This is a genomic window from Streptomyces sp. NPDC030021 (genome assembly GCF_055574035.1).
Genome location: NZ_JBVIAH010000016.1, coordinates 159,862 through 176,307 on the forward strand (window position 1 = coordinate 159,862; position 16,446 = coordinate 176,307).

General features: G+C 69.9%; 12 protein-coding genes. 4 read left to right on the top strand and 8 right to left on the bottom strand.

What is annotated here, in order from left to right; all coding sequences use genetic code 11:
- Positions 1-143: 143 nt before the first annotated feature.
- The gene (locus ACZ4YL_RS28705; RefSeq protein WP_468120536.1) at positions 144-611 is read right to left on the bottom strand and encodes an RDD family protein; all 468 of its coding nucleotides are present in this window, start codon (positions 609-611) and stop codon (positions 144-146) included.
- Between the two features lie 185 nt (positions 612-796).
- Between ACZ4YL_RS28705 and glnA the strand changes: the two genes are divergently transcribed.
- Entirely contained in the window at positions 797-2,206 is a 1,410-nt protein-coding gene (gene glnA / locus ACZ4YL_RS28710) for a type I glutamate--ammonia ligase (protein WP_030010919.1), read from the top strand.
- A gap of 140 nt (positions 2,207-2,346) precedes the next feature.
- Positions 2,347-2,901 carry a hypothetical protein gene (locus ACZ4YL_RS28715; protein ID WP_468120538.1) on the top strand — a complete coding sequence of 185 codons (555 nt, stop codon included), beginning with the start codon at positions 2,347-2,349 and terminating at the stop codon, positions 2,899-2,901.
- 93 nt (positions 2,902-2,994) lie between these two features.
- Here the strand turns inward: ACZ4YL_RS28715 and ACZ4YL_RS28720 are convergent, their stop codons facing one another.
- Positions 2,995-3,657 carry a TetR/AcrR family transcriptional regulator gene (locus tag ACZ4YL_RS28720; protein WP_468120540.1) on the bottom strand — a complete coding sequence of 221 codons (663 nt, stop codon included), beginning with the start codon at positions 3,655-3,657 and terminating at the stop codon, positions 2,995-2,997.
- 86 nt (positions 3,658-3,743) lie between these two features.
- Here ACZ4YL_RS28720 and ACZ4YL_RS28725 point away from each other — a divergent pair, with 86 nt between their 5' ends.
- The gene (locus ACZ4YL_RS28725; RefSeq protein WP_468120542.1) at positions 3,744-4,514 is read left to right on the top strand and encodes an SDR family NAD(P)-dependent oxidoreductase; all 771 of its coding nucleotides are present in this window, start codon (positions 3,744-3,746) and stop codon (positions 4,512-4,514) included.
- Here the strand turns inward: ACZ4YL_RS28725 and ACZ4YL_RS28730 are convergent, their stop codons facing one another.
- The 6 genes from ACZ4YL_RS28730 to ACZ4YL_RS28755 form a co-directional block, all read right to left on the bottom strand.
- Positions 4,515-5,033 (bottom strand): DUF4240 domain-containing protein, encoded by a 519-nt coding sequence (locus ACZ4YL_RS28730; protein ID WP_468120543.1) that lies wholly within the window; start codon positions 5,031-5,033, stop codon positions 4,515-4,517.
- Positions 5,034-5,151: 118 nt separating this feature from the next.
- Positions 5,152-7,836, bottom strand: a complete 2,685-nt coding sequence (gene aceE, locus ACZ4YL_RS28735) for a pyruvate dehydrogenase (acetyl-transferring), homodimeric type (protein ID WP_468120545.1) — start codon at positions 7,834-7,836, stop codon at positions 5,152-5,154.
- A 230-nt stretch (positions 7,837-8,066) separates the two neighbouring features.
- Positions 8,067-8,690: a GntR family transcriptional regulator gene (locus ACZ4YL_RS28740; protein WP_468120611.1), complete on the bottom strand. Its 624-nt coding sequence runs from the start codon at positions 8,688-8,690 to the stop codon at positions 8,067-8,069.
- Positions 8,691-8,917: 227 nt separating this feature from the next.
- Positions 8,918-10,717 carry a 2-oxoglutarate dehydrogenase, E2 component, dihydrolipoamide succinyltransferase gene (gene sucB / locus ACZ4YL_RS28745; protein WP_468120547.1) on the bottom strand — a complete coding sequence of 600 codons (1,800 nt, stop codon included), beginning with the start codon at positions 10,715-10,717 and terminating at the stop codon, positions 8,918-8,920.
- A gap of 54 nt (positions 10,718-10,771) precedes the next feature.
- Positions 10,772-12,160 carry a dihydrolipoyl dehydrogenase gene (gene lpdA / locus ACZ4YL_RS28750; RefSeq protein WP_030731050.1) on the bottom strand — a complete coding sequence of 463 codons (1,389 nt, stop codon included), beginning with the start codon at positions 12,158-12,160 and terminating at the stop codon, positions 10,772-10,774.
- A gap of 309 nt (positions 12,161-12,469) precedes the next feature.
- Positions 12,470-14,008 carry a leucyl aminopeptidase gene (locus ACZ4YL_RS28755; RefSeq protein ID WP_468120550.1) on the bottom strand — a complete coding sequence of 513 codons (1,539 nt, stop codon included), beginning with the start codon at positions 14,006-14,008 and terminating at the stop codon, positions 12,470-12,472.
- Positions 14,009-14,354: 346 nt separating this feature from the next.
- Between ACZ4YL_RS28755 and ACZ4YL_RS28760 the strand changes: the two genes are divergently transcribed.
- Positions 14,355-16,382, top strand: coding sequence for a hypothetical protein (locus tag ACZ4YL_RS28760; protein WP_468120552.1), 2,028 nt, complete (start codon positions 14,355-14,357; stop codon positions 16,380-16,382).
- The last annotated feature ends 64 nt before the right edge of the window (positions 16,383-16,446 follow it).

Here is a 16,446-nt window from a genome sequence, read left to right on the forward strand (position 1 = left end):
AAGAAGGAAGAAAAGGGACAACGGGGAGAAAGGAGTAGCAAACCCGCCCCTTGGTTTTTGCCCCAAAACAAGGTGTCCCCCCCCGGCCCGGGGATTGGGGGGTCCACCCCTGTGTCGTCGTACGTGTTCTCCGCGGCCCGGTCCTAGATGCGGACCTGGACGGCGCGGGCCAGCCGGTCGTGGAGGCCGCGGCCGTCGCGGTCCCAGATCAGCGCCGGGACGACCAGGGCGAGCAGCAGCGTGCGCAGGACCACCCGGACGATGCCGAGGCGGCCACCGGACTCCGAAATCACCCGGAGGCCCAGGATCCGCTTGCCGGGGGTGAACCCCACGGTGCCGACGGTCAGGATGGTGAGGGCCACGAAAAGAGCGAGGGTCCAGTTGCCCGCCGCGGTCAGGTTGCCGCCGGTGATCAGCCCGTAGGCAATCAGCTGACAGCCGATCCAGTCGATCCCGACGGCACCGAGCCGACGCCCGAAGCGGGCCACCGAGCCGGGCCCCTGCTGGGGCAGGCCGAGCCGCTGACCCGGATAGCCGAAGTCGACGCCCATCTCCTCGGCGGCCGCGCGGGGGCCGGAGAGCCAGGATCCGATTGCCTGTCTGTTGTCCACCCGAACACGGTACCCGTGGCGCCGCACGGCCCTCCGGCCGGACCCTGGTTAACTTGTGCGAAACAAATGGGTCATGCTTGGGAAATCCCGTCTGCTTATGGTCGGGTCAGCGTGCGGCACCGCACTGACGCACCACGAGCTATAAAGCCCGTCCCTGCCCCGGGGCCGGGAGTAGGAGGAGTTGGATGTTCAAGAACGCCGACGAAGTGAAGCAGTACATCGAGGAGAACGACGTCAAGTTCGTCGACGTCCGCTTCTGCGACCTGCCTGGTGTGATGCAGCACTTCACCATCCCGGCGCGAGCGTTCGACCCGGCGGAGGAGCTCGCCTTCGACGGATCCTCGATCCGCGGCTTCCAGGCGATCCACGAGTCCGACATGGCGCTGCGTGCCGACATCACCACCGCGCGTCTGGACCCGTTCCGCAAGGACAAGACGCTCAACATCAACTTCTTCATCCACGACCCGATCACGGGTGAGGCCTACAGCCGCGACCCGCGCAACATCGCGAAGAAGGCCGAGGCGTACCTCGCCTCCACCGGCATCGCCGACACCGCGTACTTCGGCCCCGAGGCCGAGTTCTACGTGTTCGACAGCGTGCGCTTCGCGACCTCCGCGAACGAGGGCTTCTACCACATCGACTCCGAGGCCGGCGCCTGGAACACCGGTTCCGAGGAGAACAACCGTGGCTACAAGGTCCGCTACAAGGGTGGTTACTTCCCCGTAGCACCGGTCGACCACTTCGCCGACCTGCGCGCCGAGATCTCCCTTGAGCTGGACGCCCAGGGCCTCCAGGTCGAGCGCCAGCACCACGAGGTCGGCACCGGTGGCCAGGCCGAGATCAACTACAAGTTCAACACGCTGCTCGCCGCGGCCGACGACCTGATGCTCTTCAAGTACATCGTGAAGAACGTCGCCTGGCGCAACGGCAAGACCGCGACCTTCATGCCGAAGCCGATCTTCGGTGACAACGGCTCGGGCATGCACGTGCACCAGTCGCTGTGGGCGAACGGCGACCCGCTGTTCTACGACGAGGCCGGCTACGCGGGCCTGTCGGACACCGCGCGCTACTACATCGGCGGCATCCTCAAGCACGCCCCGTCGCTGCTGGCGTTCACCAACCCGACGGTGAACTCCTACCACCGCCTGGTGCCGGGCTTCGAGGCGCCGGTCAACATGGTGTACTCGCAGCGCAACCGCTCCGCCGCCATGCGCATCCCGATCACGGGCTCGAACCCGAAGGCCAAGCGCGTCGAGTTCCGCGCCCCGGACCCGTCGTCCAACCCGTACCTCGCCTTCGCGGCGCTGCTGCTCGCGGGCCTCGACGGTGTCAAGAACAAGATCGAGCCGATGGAGCCGATCGACAAGGACCTCTACGAGCTCTCGCCCGACGAGCACGCGAGCGTCCCGCAGGTCCCGACCAGCCTTGAGGACGTCCTCAAGGCCCTGGAGGAGGACCACGAGTACCTCCTGGCCGGCGGTGTCTTCACCCCCGACCTGATCGAGACCTGGATCGACTACAAGCGCACGCACGAGATCGCCCCGATCGCGCTGCGTCCGCACCCGCACGAGTTCGAGCTGTACTTCGACATCTAAAAACGCCTGATGGGAGGCCCCCCACCACGCTCCACGGAGCGAGGCGGGGGGCCTTTCCGCTTTGACAGGGCCGCACGGGCGAGTGAGGGTGGAAATGACCTAAAAGCCTCATAAGCGAGCATGTGCGGAGGTGCATGACAATGCGCCGTAAGATCGTTGCGGCAGCCATGGCGGGCGCCGCGGGAATCGCGATAGGTCTGCTGCCCGTCGCCAGCGCCTCGGCTTCGGTCGTCACCGGTAATGGTGGCGGTGGCGGAAACGGTGGCTACAACTGCTACCGGTACCCCTCGAACCGCTCCGACGCCCGATGGGACGCCTGCTGCAACCACGACTGGCGCAACCGTCCCAGCTGGTGCTGGGACCAGGGCGGTGTCGGCGGATACAACGACAACTGGCGCGACAACCACAACTGGCGCGACTCGAACTGGTCGAACTGGAACGACTCCGGCCGCGGTGGCAACGGTGACTGGGGCAACCACGACGACTGGGGCAACGGCCGTGGTGGTGACGGCGGTCGCGGTGGCGACGGCGGCGGCAACTGGGGTGACGGCGGCGGACGCGGTGGCGACGGCGGCGGCAACTGGGGCGGCGGGGGCGGTGACGGCGGTCGCGGAGGCGACGGCGGTGGAGGTAACTGGGGCGGCGGCGGCGGCGGAGGGGGCGGCGGTGGCGGTGGCGGCGGCTGGGGTGGCTGAACCCCACCTGGAAACGTAGAGCCGCGGGCCCGGCACGACCCGGCCGAGCCCGGTCCGAGCCGGCCCACCTGAGCCGATGTGATGCCCCTGTTCCTACCCCTGGCGGAGGAGCAGGGGCATCGCCCCCGTGAGGTCACGCAGGCAGCGGACCGCGAGTTCCGCCGGTGATCCGGGACCCGAGACCGGGGCCTGCGTCGTCGACCACAGCTCCAGCGAGACACGGATCGCGTCCGTGGCCGCCGCAGCGAGCAGACGTACCTCCAGCGGGTCGGCCTCCGGGCCCGCCAGCCGGGAGATCACCGGGACCAGGTGCTCCTCGGAGTCCTGGTTCACGCGGTACCAGACCGCGCGCAGGGCTTGGTCGTCCGCCGCCGCGCGCAGCAGGCCGCGGGTCACCTCCAGGCCCTCCTCGACCGCCTGCTGTCCGCTCAGGGACCGGGTGACCGCGCGTTCCAGCGCCTCGCCCAGCGGCGTGCCGGGGGCCTCCTCGGCGAGCAGGGCGCGCCAGGCGTCACCGCCGCCGGCCAGCAGCGGGGCCACGGCCTCCTGCTTGTTGCGGAAGTAGCGGTAGAAGGTGCGCAGTGCCACCCCCGCCCGGTGGGCGATGTCCTCGGCGGTGGTGCCGTCGGGGCCGTGTTCGGCGAACAGTTCGCAGGCCGCGCGGGCGATGTCGAGCTGGGTGGCGGCCTTGCGGCGCTCGGTCAGCGACTGGGCTCCGGGGCCGGCCTGGGGAGAGTACGGGCGAGGGGATCTCACGGGTGAAGCGTACCCCTCGCCGCCCTCGGCGATTACATCCTTTGTCGTCATGACAAAACGTGCCATCGCTTGGGTACGCTCGCGCCATGAACCGTTACGAAGGACGTCGCGTCCTCATCACCGGCGGTGGCTCCGGCATCGGCCAGGCCACCGTCCACCGCATCCTCGCCGAGGGCGGCCGGGTCCACACCGTGGACGTCAACGAGGCCGGCCTGAAGACCACCGCCGACCGGGCCGCCGCCGACGGTCACGCGGCCCGGCTCACCACCGCGCTCCTCGACATATCCGACGAGAACGCCGTCAAGGAGGGCGTGGCCGCCGCGGCCGGCGTCCTCGGCGGGATCGACGTACTCGTCAACGCCGCAGGCATCCTGCGTTCCGGACACACCCACGCGACCACCCTCGACCTCTGGAACCAGGTCATCGGGGTCAACCTGACCGGCACCTTCCTGATGATCCGCGAGTCCCTCCCGGCGCTGCTCGCGGGCGACCGGCCGGTCGTCGTGAACTTCAGCTCCACCTCGGCGTCCTTCGCCCACCCCTACATGTCCGCCTACGCGGCCAGCAAGGGCGGCATCCAGTCCATGACCCACGCGCTGGCCGCCGAGTACAGCAAGCAGGGCCTGCGCTTCGTCAGCGTCGCACCCGGCTCCATCGAGAGCGGCATGACCACCGGCAACGGCCCCGGCCTGCCGGAGGACACCGACTGGTCCCTCTTCGCCAAGCTGGCCCCGGCCCTCGGCCAGGGCTTCGCCGGCCCGCAGACCGTCGCCGGCGTCGTCGCCATGCTGGGCTCCGACGACGGTGCGTTCATCACCGGCACGGAGATCCGCATCGACGGCGGCACGCACTACTGATCAGGCGCGGAACCGGTCCCACAGCCGGGGGAAGCGCTCCGCGAGCACGGCTTCGTTCTCGAAGTCCAGCGGGGCGCCCTCCGGCTCGGCCGCCTGCATCGGGATGCCCAGGTCCGGCGCCACCGCCCCGGTCAGCTGCTCGTACGCCTCGTCGGCCGCGTACCCCAGCTCCTCGCCGTCCCCGTCGATCTCCTCGTCGAAGTCGCCCAGGAGTTCCGCCAGCTGGTCGGGATCGTGCACCCCGCCCTCGAACACCTCCCGGCCCTGGCCGATCAGCCAGCAGCGGAAGTAGTCGAAGGCGTCGTCGCTCGCCCCGTCGAGCAGCACCCAGGCCGCGCCCCACAGGTCCCAGGTGTACGCCCGGTTGTACCGGGACTCGAAGTGGCGGGCGAAGTCCAGGACGGAGTCCGGGTCGAGCAGTGAGAGCCGCTCCACGAGCAGCTCGGCGTGTTCCTCGGGGTCGCCGTCGGCGGCCTCGCGGGTACGGTCGACGATCTCCCAGAACTCCGTCTCGTCCATCACCGCTCCAGCATCACGGGTTCACCCCCCGGCCGCCACCGCTCATACGGCCAAAGGCCGGTGTCCGACCCCCTTGGCGGGGCCGGACACCGGCCTTCGGCGTGCGGTGCGCGGGACCTTACAGGCCGTAGCGCTCCCGGGCCTCCTTGACGGCGGACGCCGGCACCTCGCCGCGGCGGGCGAGCTGGGCCAGCGCGGCCACCACGATCGACGGGGCGTCGACACCGAAGTGGCGGCGGGCGCCCTCGCGGGTGTCGGACAGGCCGAAGCCGTCCGTACCGAGCGAGGTGTAGTCCTGCTCCACCCACTGGCTGATCTGGTCCGGGACCTGACGCATCCAGTCGGAGACGGCGAGCACCGGGCCGGTGGCGCCCTCCAGCGCGCGGGTGACGTACGGGGTGCGCACCTCGCCGCGCAGCAGCGCCTCGTCGCACTCCAGCGCCTCGCGCCGCAGCTCGCCCCAGGAGGTGGCGGACCAGACGTCGGCGGCCACGTTCCACTCGGCGGCCAGCAGCTTCTGTGCCTCCAGGATCCAGTGGATCGCCGTACCCGAGGCCATCAGCTGGACCTTGGGGGCGTCGGCGGCCGGGGCCGCCTCCGCCAGGTCCGCCGCCGTGTTGAAGCGGTAGAGGCCCTTGAGGATGCCCTCCTCCACGCCCTCCGGCATGGCGGGCTGCACCTTCGGCTCGTTGTAGACCGTCAGGTAGTAGAAGACGTCTTCCGGCGTCTCGCCGTACATCCGGCGCAGACCGTCCTTGACGATCACCGCGATCTCGTACGCGAAGGCCGGGTCGTAGTTGAGCGACGCCGGGTTCGTGGACGCGATCAGGTGCGAGTGGCCGTCCGCGTGCTGGAGGCCCTCACCGGTCAGCGTGGTGCGGCCGGCGGTGGCGCCGACGATGAAGCCCTTGCCGAGCTGGTCGGCGAGCTGCCACATCTGGTCGGCGGTGCGCTGCCAGCCGAACATCGAGTAGAAGATGTAGAACGGGATCATCGGCTCGCCGTGCGTCGCGTACGACGTGCAGGCGGCGATGAAGTCGGCCATGGCGCCGGCCTCGGTGATCCCCTCGTTGAGGATCTGGCCGTCCTTGGCTTCCTTGTAGTACATGAGCTGGTCGCGGTCGACCGGCTCGTACGTCTGGCCCAGCGGCGAGTAGATGCCGGCCGACGGGAAGAGGGACTCCATACCGAAGGTACGGGCCTCGTCGGGGACGATCGGCACCCAGCGCTTGCCGGTCTCCTTGTCCCGCATCAGGTCCTTGACGAGCCGGACGAAGGCCATGGTGGTGGCCATCTCCTGCTTGCCGGAGCCCTTGAGCAGCGGGGCGAAGGAACGGTCCGCGGGGGCGGGCAGGGCCACGTGCTTGACCTTGCGGGCCGGGGCCGGACCGCCGAGCGCCGCGCGGCGCTCGTTCAGGTACTGCACCTCGGGGCTGTTCGCGCCAGGGTGGCCGTACGGGACCTGGCCGTCGGCGAAGGCGCTGTCCGGGATCGGGAGGCCAAGGAGGTCACGCATGTCCTTGAACTCGTCGATCGTCAGCTTCTTCATCTGGTGGTTCGCGTTCTTCGACTCGAACCCGGCGCCCAGCGTGTAGCCCTTGACGGTCTGCGCGAGGATGACCGTCGGCGCGCCCTTGTGCTCCAGGGCGGCCTTGTACGCGGCGTAGACCTTGCGGGGCTCGTGGCCGCCGCGGGAGCTGTGGAAGCACTCGGCGATCTTCGCGTCGGACAGCACGCCCGCCAGCTGCACGAGGTCGGCGTTGGCGCCGAAGAAGTGCTGGCGGATGTAGGCCACGTCGCGGGTCGCGTACGTCTGGAACTGCGCGTCCGGTACCTCGCGCAGGCGGCGTACGAGGGCGCCCGTGGTGTCGAGCTGGAACAGCTCGTCCCAGGCGGAGCCCCACAGCGACTTGATGACGTTCCAGCCGGCGCCGCGGAACTGGGCCTCCAGCTCCTGGACCACGCGGAAGTTGGCGCGGACCGGACCGTCGAGGCGCTGCAGGTTGCAGTTGATGACGAAGGTCAGGTTGTCGAGCTGCTCGCGGGAGGCGAGGGCCAGGGCGGCGGTCGACTCGGGCTCGTCCATCTCGCCGTCGCCCAGGAAGGCCCAGACGTGCGAGTTGGCGGTGTCCTTGATGCTCCGGTTCTGCAGGTAGCGGTTGAAACGCGCCTGGTAGATCGCGGAGAGCGGGCCGAGACCCATGGACACCGTCGGGAACTCCCACAGCCACGGCAGGCGCCGCGGGTGCGGGTAGGACGGCAGGCCGTTGCCGCCGGACTCCTGGCGGAAGTTGTCGAGCTGCTGCTCGGAGACGCGTCCGTCGAGGAACGCGCGGGCGTAGATGCCGGGGGAGGCGTGGCCCTGGATGTAGAGCTGGTCGCCCGATCCGTCGGCCTCCTTCCCGCGGAAGAAGTGCTGGAAGCCGGTCTCGTAGAGCCACGCGGCGGAGGCGAAGGTGGCGATGTGGCCGCCGACGCCGTACTTGGAGCCGCGGGTCACCATGGCGGCCGCGTTCCAGCGGTTCCATGCGGTGATCTTGGCTTCCATCTCCTCGTCACCGGGGAACTCGGGCTCCGCGGCGGTGGGGATGGTGTTGACGTAGTCCGTCTCCAGCAGCTTGGGCAGGGCGAGGCCGGCGGCCTCGGCGTGCTGGAGCGTGCGGCGGAGCAGGTATTCGGCGCGGCGCGTACCGGCGGCCTGTGCGACGGCGTCGAGGGAGGCCGCCCATTCGGCGGTCTCCTCGGTGTCGCGATCCGGGAGCTGGTCGAGCTCGCTCGGAAGCTTTCCTACGGGGTCGGACATTGCTGTGCGCCGCCTTCCGGACAAAGGAGAGGTGGTGAAAAAATCCCTGACGGGCAGGACAGGGTCGGTGGACCTGGTTGAGGTCCGCGACGACTGTAAATCGCTGATCGATGATCGATCAAATGAAAGTGACGAAGAAACGTCCATCCGGCGAAAGTCGGCACCGCGTGCCAGAGAAAAAGGCACGCGGTGCCGGTCAAACACGGACAAACAGGCGCGCCCGCAGTCGATCAAGCGCGCGGGGCGCACCCCAGGACATGCCGCTTCACGAGCAGCCCGATGTCCGGATCCTGACCGCGGAACGCCTCGACGAGAGCCTCGTGCTCCTCGGCGTACGACTTCTGGACGGTCCCCAGCCAGCGGATGGACAGCGCCGTGAAGACCTCGATGCCCAGGCTCTCCCAGGTGTGCAGCAGCACGCTGTTCCCGGCCGCCCGCACCATCTCCCGGTGGAACCCGACGGTGTGCCGCACCTGCGCGGTCCCGTCCTCGGTCCGGTCGGCCTCCCACAGCGCCGCCACGTGCGGCTCCAGCGCCGAGCAGTCGCTCGCCAGCCGCGGCGCGGCCAGCTCGGCCGCGATCTGCTCCAGACCGGCCCGGACCGGGTAGATCTCCTCCAGGTCGGCCGCGGAGAGGTTCCGTACGCGCACGCCCTTGTTCGGCGCCGACTCGATCAGCCGCAGCGTCTCCAGCTCGCGCAGGGCCTCCCGTACGGGGGTCTGGCTGACCTCCAGCTCCACGGCGATCCGGCGCTCGACGATCCGCTCGCCGGGCTTCCAGCGCCCGCTGACGATCCCCTCCACGATGTGCTCGCGGATCTGCTCGCGCAGCGAGTGCACGACGGGTGGGGTGATCATCGGGGCTTCATCTCCTGTAGGGGCATGCATCGCTTCGATGCGTAGACAATACGGCCGAGTAGCCCCCACCGGATGCGTTCCCGGTCGCGGACGCCGGGTGAGGCTGGTTACAACAGGCTCCGGACCAGGGCCCCGAGAGGGGTACGACGACGGCGCCCCCGCCCGGAGATGTTCCGGGCGGGGGCGCCGTGCCGTGTGCGACGGCCGGGGCCGTGCGGTGACCCTTACAGGCCGAGCTCGACCTCGAACTCGCCGGCCTCAAGGATCGCCTTGACGGCCGAGAGGTACCGGGCCGCGTCCGCGCCGTCCACCAGGCGGTGGTCGTAGGACAGGGTCAGGTACGTCATGTCGCGGATGCCGATGTTGGTGCCCTCGGCGGTCTCGATGACCACCGGGCGCTTCACCGTGGCACCGATGCCCAGGATGGCGACCTGGTTCGGGGGCACGATGACCGTGTCGAACAGCGCACCGCGCGAGCCGGTGTTGCTGATGGTGAAGGTCGCGCCCGACAGCTCGTCCGGCGTGATCTTGTTGCCGCGGACCTTGGCGGCCAGGTCGGCGGTCGCCTTGGAGATGCCCGCCAGGTTGAGGTCACCGGCACCCTTGATGACCGGGGTCATCAGGCCCTTCTCGGAGTCCACGGCGATGCCGATGTTCTCCGAGTCGAAGTAGGTGATGGTGCCCTCGTCCTCGTTGATCCGGGCGTTGACGACCGCGTGGGCCTTCAGCGCCTGGGCAGCGGCCTTGACGAAGAACGGCATCGGCGAGAGCTTGACGCCCTCACGGGCCAGGAACGCGCCCTTGGCCTTCTCGCGCAGCTTCATGATCTTGGTGATGTCCACCTCGACCACGGAGCTGAGCTGAGCCTGCGAGTGCAGGGCCTTCATCATGTTGTCGCCGATGACCTTGCGCATGCGGGTCATCTTGACGGTCTGACCGCGCAGCTCGGACACCGCGGCGGCCGGGGCCTTCGCGGCGGGAGCGGCGGCGGCATGGCCTGCGGCAGTCACAGAGGCGGCAGCGGCGGCCTTGGCGGCCTCGGCGGCGGCCAGGACGTCCTGCTTGCGGATACGGCCACCGACACCGGTGCCCGAGACCGTGGACAGGTTGACGCCGGACTCCGAGGCGAGCTTGCGCACCAGCGGGGTCACGTACGCGGCCTCGTCACCGGCGGAAGCCGGAGCGGCGGCCGGGGCGACCGGAGCCGGGGCGACCGGGGCGACCGGGGCCGGAGCGGCCACCGGGGCGGCGGCCTGGACCGGAGCCGGAGCGGCCGGGGCGACCGGAGCCGGAGCGGCGACCGGGGCAGCCGGGGCGACCGGAGCCGGAGCGGCCACGGGGGCCGGGGCGGCAGCCGGAGCCGGGGCGGCCGGAGCGGCACCGGCGACGCCGATGACGGCCAGACGGGCGCCGACCTCGGCGGTCTCGTCCTCGCCGACCACGATCTCCAGCAGCGTGCCGGAGACCGGCGCGGGGATCTCGGTGTCGACCTTGTCCGTGGAGACCTCAAGCAGCGGCTCGTCGGCCTCGACGGACTCGCCGACCTGCTTCAGCCAGCGGGTGACGGTGCCCTCGGTGACGGACTCGCCCAGGGCGGGGAGCACGACATCGGTGCCGGACGCGGCATGGCCCCCGGCAGTCTCAGCCTCGGCAGCGGCGGCGGGCGCCTCGGCGACGGGAGCCGGGGCCGCGGGGGCCTCGGCGACCGGGGCCGGAGCGGCCGCGGGGGCCTCGGCAGCGGCGGCCGGCTCGGCGGCCGGAGCCGCAGCAGCGGCCGGAGCGCCGGAGCCGTCGTCGATGACGGCCAGCTCGGCGCCGACCTCGACGGTCTCGTCCTCGGCGACCTTGATGGAGGCCAGGATGCCCGACACGGGGGAGGGGATCTCGGTGTCGACCTTGTCGGTCGAGACCTCGAGCAGCGGCTCGTCGGCCTCGACGCGCTCGCCCTCGGCCTTCAGCCAGCGGGTGACAGTGCCCTCGGTGACGCTCTCACCGAGCGCCGGAAGGGTTACGGAAACCGACATGGTTTCAGTTGCTCCTAACGAAAGTGCGGAAGTGGTCGTCGCGCCCGTGACGAATTAGTCGTGGGAGTGAAGCGGCTTGCCGGCGAGGGCCAGGTGGGCCTCGCCCATCGCTTCGTTCTGGGTCGGGTGCGCGTGGATGAGCTGCGCGACCTCGGCCGGCAGAGCTTCCCAGTTGTAGATCAGCTGGGCCTCGCCGACCTGCTCGCCCATCCGGTCACCGACCATGTGGACGCCGACCACGGCACCGTCCTTGACCTGGACGAGCTTGATCTCGCCCGCGGTCTTGAGGATCTTGCTCTTGCCGTTGCCCGCCAGGTTGTACTTCAGGGCCACGACCTTGTCCGCGCCGTAGATCTCCTTGGCCTTGGCCTCGGTGATGCCGACGGAAGCGACCTCGGGGTGGCAGTAGGTGACGCGCGGGACACCGTCGTAGTCGATCGGGACGGCCTTGAGGCCGGCCAGACGCTCTGCGACCAGGATGCCCTCGGCGAAGCCGACGTGCGCGAGCTGGAGGGTGGGGACGAGGTCACCGACGGCCGAGATGGTCGGCACGTTGGTCTGCATGTACTCGTCGACCAGGACGTAGCCGCGGTCCATCGCGACGCCCTGCTCCTCGTAGCCCAGACCCTGCGAGACGGGGCCACGGCCCACCGCGACCAGCAGCACCTCGGCCTCGAAGGTCTTGCCGTCGACCAGCGTCACGCGGACGCCGTTCTCCGTGTACTCGGCCTTGTCGAAGAAGGTGCCCAGGTTGAACTTGATGCCGCGCTTGCGGAACGCGCGCTCCAGCAGCTTCGAGCTGTTCTCGTCCTCGACCGGCACGAGGTGCTTGAGGCCCTCGATGACGGTGATGTCGGAACCGAAGGACTTCCACGCCGAGGCGAACTCGACGCCGATGACGCCGCCGCCCAGGACGATCGCCGACTCGGGGACGCGGTCCAGGACCAGCGCGTGGTCCGAGGAGATGATGCGGTTGCCGTCGATGTTCAGGCCCGGCAGCGACTTCGGCACGGAGCCGGTCGCCAGCAGGATGTGGCGGCCCTGGATGCGCCGGCCGTTCACGTCGACGGAAGTCGGGGAGGAGAGGCGGCCCTCTCCCTCGATGTAGGTCACCTTGCGGGAGGCGACCAGGCCCTGCAGACCCTTGTACAGGCCCGAGATGACCTCGTCCTTGTACTTGTGGACACCCGCGATGTCGATTCCCTCGAAGGAGGTCTTGACACCGAACTGGGCGGCTTCACGAGCCTGGTCCGCGATCTCGCCCGCGTGCAGCAGAGCCTTCGTGGGGATGCAGCCGTTGTGCAGGCAGGTGCCGCCGAGCTTGTTCTTCTCGATCAGGGCAACGTCCAGACCCAGCTGGGATGCGCGCAGCGCCGCGGCGTAACCGCCACTGCCACCGCCGAGGATCACTAGGTCGAAAACGGTGCTGGCGTCGTTCGCCACGTCACGTCCTCCATGCATGTGCGCCGGGCACCGGTCCTCTGTGACCGGGCGGCGGCTGGTATACGGCCGCTTGTTTCTTCGGCCCTGTGGTGGGGGCCCTGTCCTGCCGAGAACCCATCTTCGCATTTGTCGGGGGAACGCGGGACGCCGGGCCCACGATGTGATCGGGCGATCCTCCCGGACCGGGGGTTACCACTGCGTAGGTACCTACCGGGATACCTGCCGATTCCTTCAGGTTTCGTCGTGAGACGGACGCACCCCGGGCCCTGACCCGGCCCGGGGTGCGTCACGTCACATCGAACGGGGTGGTCAGCCGAGGTCGCCCGTGGCCGTGCGCTCGGCGAGACGCACCAGGGTGCGGACGGCGGAGCCGGTGCCGCCCTTGGGGGTGTAGCCGTGCGGCGCGCCCTCGTGGAAGGCCGGGCCGGCGATGTCGAGGTGGGCCCAGGTGATGCCCTCGCCGACGAACTCCTGCAGGAAGAGGCCGGCCACCAGGCCGCCGCCCATGCGGACACCCATGTTCGCGATGTCGGCGGTGGGGGAGTCCATGGTCTTGCGCAGCTCCGCGGGGAGCGGCATCGGCCAGGAGGACTCGCCGACCTCCTCGGCGATCTCGTGGATCGACGTGCGGAAGGCGTCGTCGTTGGCCATGATCCCGAAGGTGCGGTCGCCGAGGGCGAGCACCATGGCGCCGGTCAGGGTGGCGACGTCGACGATCGCGTCCGGGTTGTCCTCGGAGGCCTTGGTCAGCGCGTCACCGAGGACCAGACGGCCCTCGGCGTCCGTGTTGAGGACCTCGACGGTCTTGCCGCTGTACATGCGCAGCACGTCACCGGGCTTGGTGGCGGAGCCGGACGGCATGTTCTCGGCGAGCGCGAGCCAGCCGGTGACGTTGACCCGCAGGCCCAGCTTCGCGGCCGCGACGACGGAGGCGAAGACGGCGGCGGCGCCGGCCATGTCGCACTTCATCGTCTCGTTGTGGCCGGCCGGCTTCAGGGAGATGCCGCCCGAGTCGTAGGTGATGCCCTTGCCGACGAAGGCAAGGGTCTTCTCCGCCTTGGGGTGCGTGTAGGTGAGCTTCACCAGGCGCGGCAGGTTCTCGGAGCCCTTGCCGACGCCCATGATGCCGCCGAAGCCGCCCTTGATCAGGGCCTTCTCGTCCAGCACCTGGACCTTGATGCCGTTCTCCTTCGCGGCCGCGGAGGCGACCGCGGCGAAGGCCTCGGGGGTCAGGTCGTTCGGCGGGGTGTTCACCAGGTCACGGGCGACGTTGACCTCGGCCGCCACGACCGCGGCGCGCTCGGCGGCGGCCTTGTGCTCCTTGTCGCGGGGCTTGGCGCCCAGCAGGGCCACCTCGGCCAGCGGGGCCTTCGGGGCCGCGCCCTTGGCCTCCTTGCGGGCCTTGTTCTCGCCGCCCTGGTAGGCAGTGAAGGCGTACGCGCCCAGCAGGGCGCCCTCGGCGACGGCGGTGACGGCCGAGGCGTCCTCCAGCGGAAGGGCGAAGGCGGCCTTCTTGCTGCCGTGCAGCGCACGGGCGGCGGCACCGGCGGCGCGGCGCAGCACCTCCTCGTCGAACGACTCGTCCTTCTCGGGGACGGAGCCGAGCCCCACCGCCAGCACGACCGGGACCTTGAGACCCGCCGGGGCCGGCAGCTTGGTGATCTCGCCTTCGGCGCCCGAGGCGCCCAGCGCGTCGAGGACGCCGGCGAGCTTACCGTCGAACGCCTTGTCCACGGCCTCGGCGCCCGCGGCGACGATCGGTCCCTTGGGGCCCTTCGCCACGCCGACCACGAGGGCGTCGGCGCGGAGCGTCGCCGCGCCGGCAGTGCTGAGAGTCAGAGCAGTCACGGTGGTGAAGTCTCGCTTCCGTTTGTGTGTGTGGGCCGAGTGGGTGGACGGCCATCCGTAGCGATCGTATTCGGGGCCCGACGGCCGCCAGAAATGAGCCTACGCGTACGCGCTCGTCCGTACGTCACTCGAAGGTTTGGCAAGTTGTTCGATCAAGAGGCCGTCAGGTTCACCCATCTGTGGACTCTGCTCCAGGTTTGCCTCGTAGACCTGACGAGGTCCGAAAGACTCGGTCCACTCTCGCAAGGGGACGCGGGGTTCCTTTGCATGATTTCCACAGAGCCTCCCAGGCCCGGCCGTCCGCCAAGGGCCGAGTCGAGGGACGCCTGCGGGGGGAAAGGCCGAAATGGTCAACAAGAACCGGATGAACAGGGTCGCCGCGATGATGGCGGCAGCCGCCCTGGTGTCCGTGGCAGTACCTGCCGCGACCGCCCAGGCGGCCGTGACACCGCGCATCGACCTGAACGTGCTGGTCGTCGACGACGGTGGCAGCTCGGTCGAGGCGATCACCGCGGAACTCCGCGACACGGGGGTGCCCTACACCCGCGTCCAGCTGGGCAGCAGCGGCCGCCCCGTCATCAACGCGGGCTTCCTCAGCGACACTGTGGACGGCCGTCCGCGCGCCAAGTACCAGGGTGTCGTCCTGCCGAACGAGAACCCGTTCGGCGAGGGCTCGGCCGAGATGGCCGCCCTCACCGCCTACGAGACGACGTACGGCATCCGCCAGGTCGACGCCTACACCTGGGCCCACCCGGGCGTCGGGCTGGAATACACCGACAACGGCGGCTACAGCGGCCAGCTCGACGGCACCCAGGCCGCCGTCACCACCGCCGGGAAGGCCGGCCCCTTCGCCTACCTCGGCGGCCAGGTCACCTTCGAGGACAACTCGGCCCTGGTCCCTGAGAGCTTCGGCTTCATGGGCAAGCCGCGCCCCGGCTACACCAGCTACGTCGACGCGCCGGTCGGCTCCGGCCGGGCCTCGCTCGTCGGCGAGTACGCGCACGACGGCCGCAGCGAACTGGTCGTCACCTTCGGCTACAACCAGTACCAGCAGCAGTTCCGGCTGCTCGCCCGCGGCATCGTCGACTGGCTGACCCAGGGGGTGCACCTCGGCCAGAGCCGCAACTACTTCGCGGTCCACGTCGACGACGTCTTCGCCCCCGACGCCCGCTGGAGCAAGGACCTGAACTGCACGCCGGGCGACTACGCCTGCGCGGGCGGCGAGGGCAAGGAGAGCACCATCCGGATGAGCGCCGCCGACGCCGTGTACGCGGCGCAGTGGCAGACGTCAAAGAACTTCAAGCTCGACATGCTCTTCAACGGCGGTGCCGGGGAGGAGTGGAAGGCCGAGAACGGCGGCGTCGACGCGCTGACCGCCCAGCTCGTCGCCGACCGCGCCAAGTACCGCTGGATGAACCACACCTACACCCACCCGTTCCTCGGCTGCGTCCAGAACACCGCCGTCACCCCGTGGACCTGCACGAAGAACGCCGCGGGCGCGATCCAGTACATGAGCCGCGCCGAGATCTCCGCCCAGATCCGCGACAACAACAACTGGGCCGCCACCAAGGGCATCACCACGGACAAGACCGAACTGGTCACCGGTGAGCACTCCGGCCTCAAGACCGCACCGCAGCAGCCCGTGGACAACCCCAACCTGGCCGGCGCCCTCGCCGACAACGGGGTCAAGTGGGCGGGCAGCGACAACTCCCGCGAACCCGCGCAGCGAGCGGTCGGCGCGGCCCTCACGGTCCCCCGGCACCCGATGAACGTGTACTACAACACGGGCACCAACGCCGAGATGGCCGACGAGTACAACTGGATCTACACCAGCCGCGCCCACGGCGGAAGCGGCGTCTGCGAGGACAACCCGGCGACCTCCACCTGCCTGCCGGCCCCGCTGAACGTCAACACCGGCTACCTCGACGCCATCGTCCCGGCCGAGGCCCGCACCGCACTGCGCCACGTCCTGGCCAACGACCCGCGCCCGCACTACGTCCACCAGTCCAACCTCGCCGAGGACCGGACCCTCTACCCCGTGCTCAACCAGGTCCTCGACACCTACCGCGCCCTCTACGCCCCCAGCGCGCCGATCGTCAACCAGAGCATGAAGGACACCGGCGTCGAGTTCCAGCGCCGCGCCGCCTGGGACAAGGCCCTCGCGGACGGCAAGGTCACCGCCTACCGCATCGGCAAGGACGTCACCATCAAGGCGCCCTCCGGGGTCGTCGCCCCGGTGACCGCCCCCACCGGCACCAAGAAGCAGTTGCTGCTCGGCACCGCCGACTTCGGCACCGCGTACGCCGGTACCCGCTCCGCCTGGGCCGGTCCGGAGCTGCTCCAGAGCGCCGTCACGCTCAAGCTGCCCAGCTGACCGTCCCGCAAGCCACCACGAGTACCACCTAGCGCCGGCGCTCCGCGAACCCACGGGCGCCGGC

What these genes read in the sequence shown, in the direction of transcription:
- glnA (WP_030010919.1), top strand. Translation starts at nt 797, where the DNA reads ATGTTCAAGAACGCCGACGAAGTGAAGCAGTACATCGAGGAGAACGAC.
- ACZ4YL_RS28715 (WP_468120538.1), top strand. Translation starts at nt 2,347, where the DNA reads ATGCGCCGTAAGATCGTTGCGGCAGCCATGGCGGGCGCCGCGGGAATC.
- ACZ4YL_RS28725 (WP_468120542.1), top strand. Translation starts at nt 3,744, where the DNA reads ATGAACCGTTACGAAGGACGTCGCGTCCTCATCACCGGCGGTGGCTCC.
- ACZ4YL_RS28730 (WP_468120543.1), bottom strand. Translation starts at nt 5,033, where the DNA reads ATGGACGAGACGGAGTTCTGGGAGATCGTCGACCGTACCCGCGAGGCC.
- aceE (WP_468120545.1), bottom strand. Translation starts at nt 7,836, where the DNA reads ATGTCCGACCCCGTAGGAAAGCTTCCGAGCGAGCTCGACCAGCTCCCG.
- sucB (WP_468120547.1), bottom strand. Translation starts at nt 10,717, where the DNA reads ATGTCGGTTTCCGTAACCCTTCCGGCGCTCGGTGAGAGCGTCACCGAG.
- ACZ4YL_RS28760 (WP_468120552.1), top strand. Translation starts at nt 14,355, where the DNA reads ATGGTCAACAAGAACCGGATGAACAGGGTCGCCGCGATGATGGCGGCA.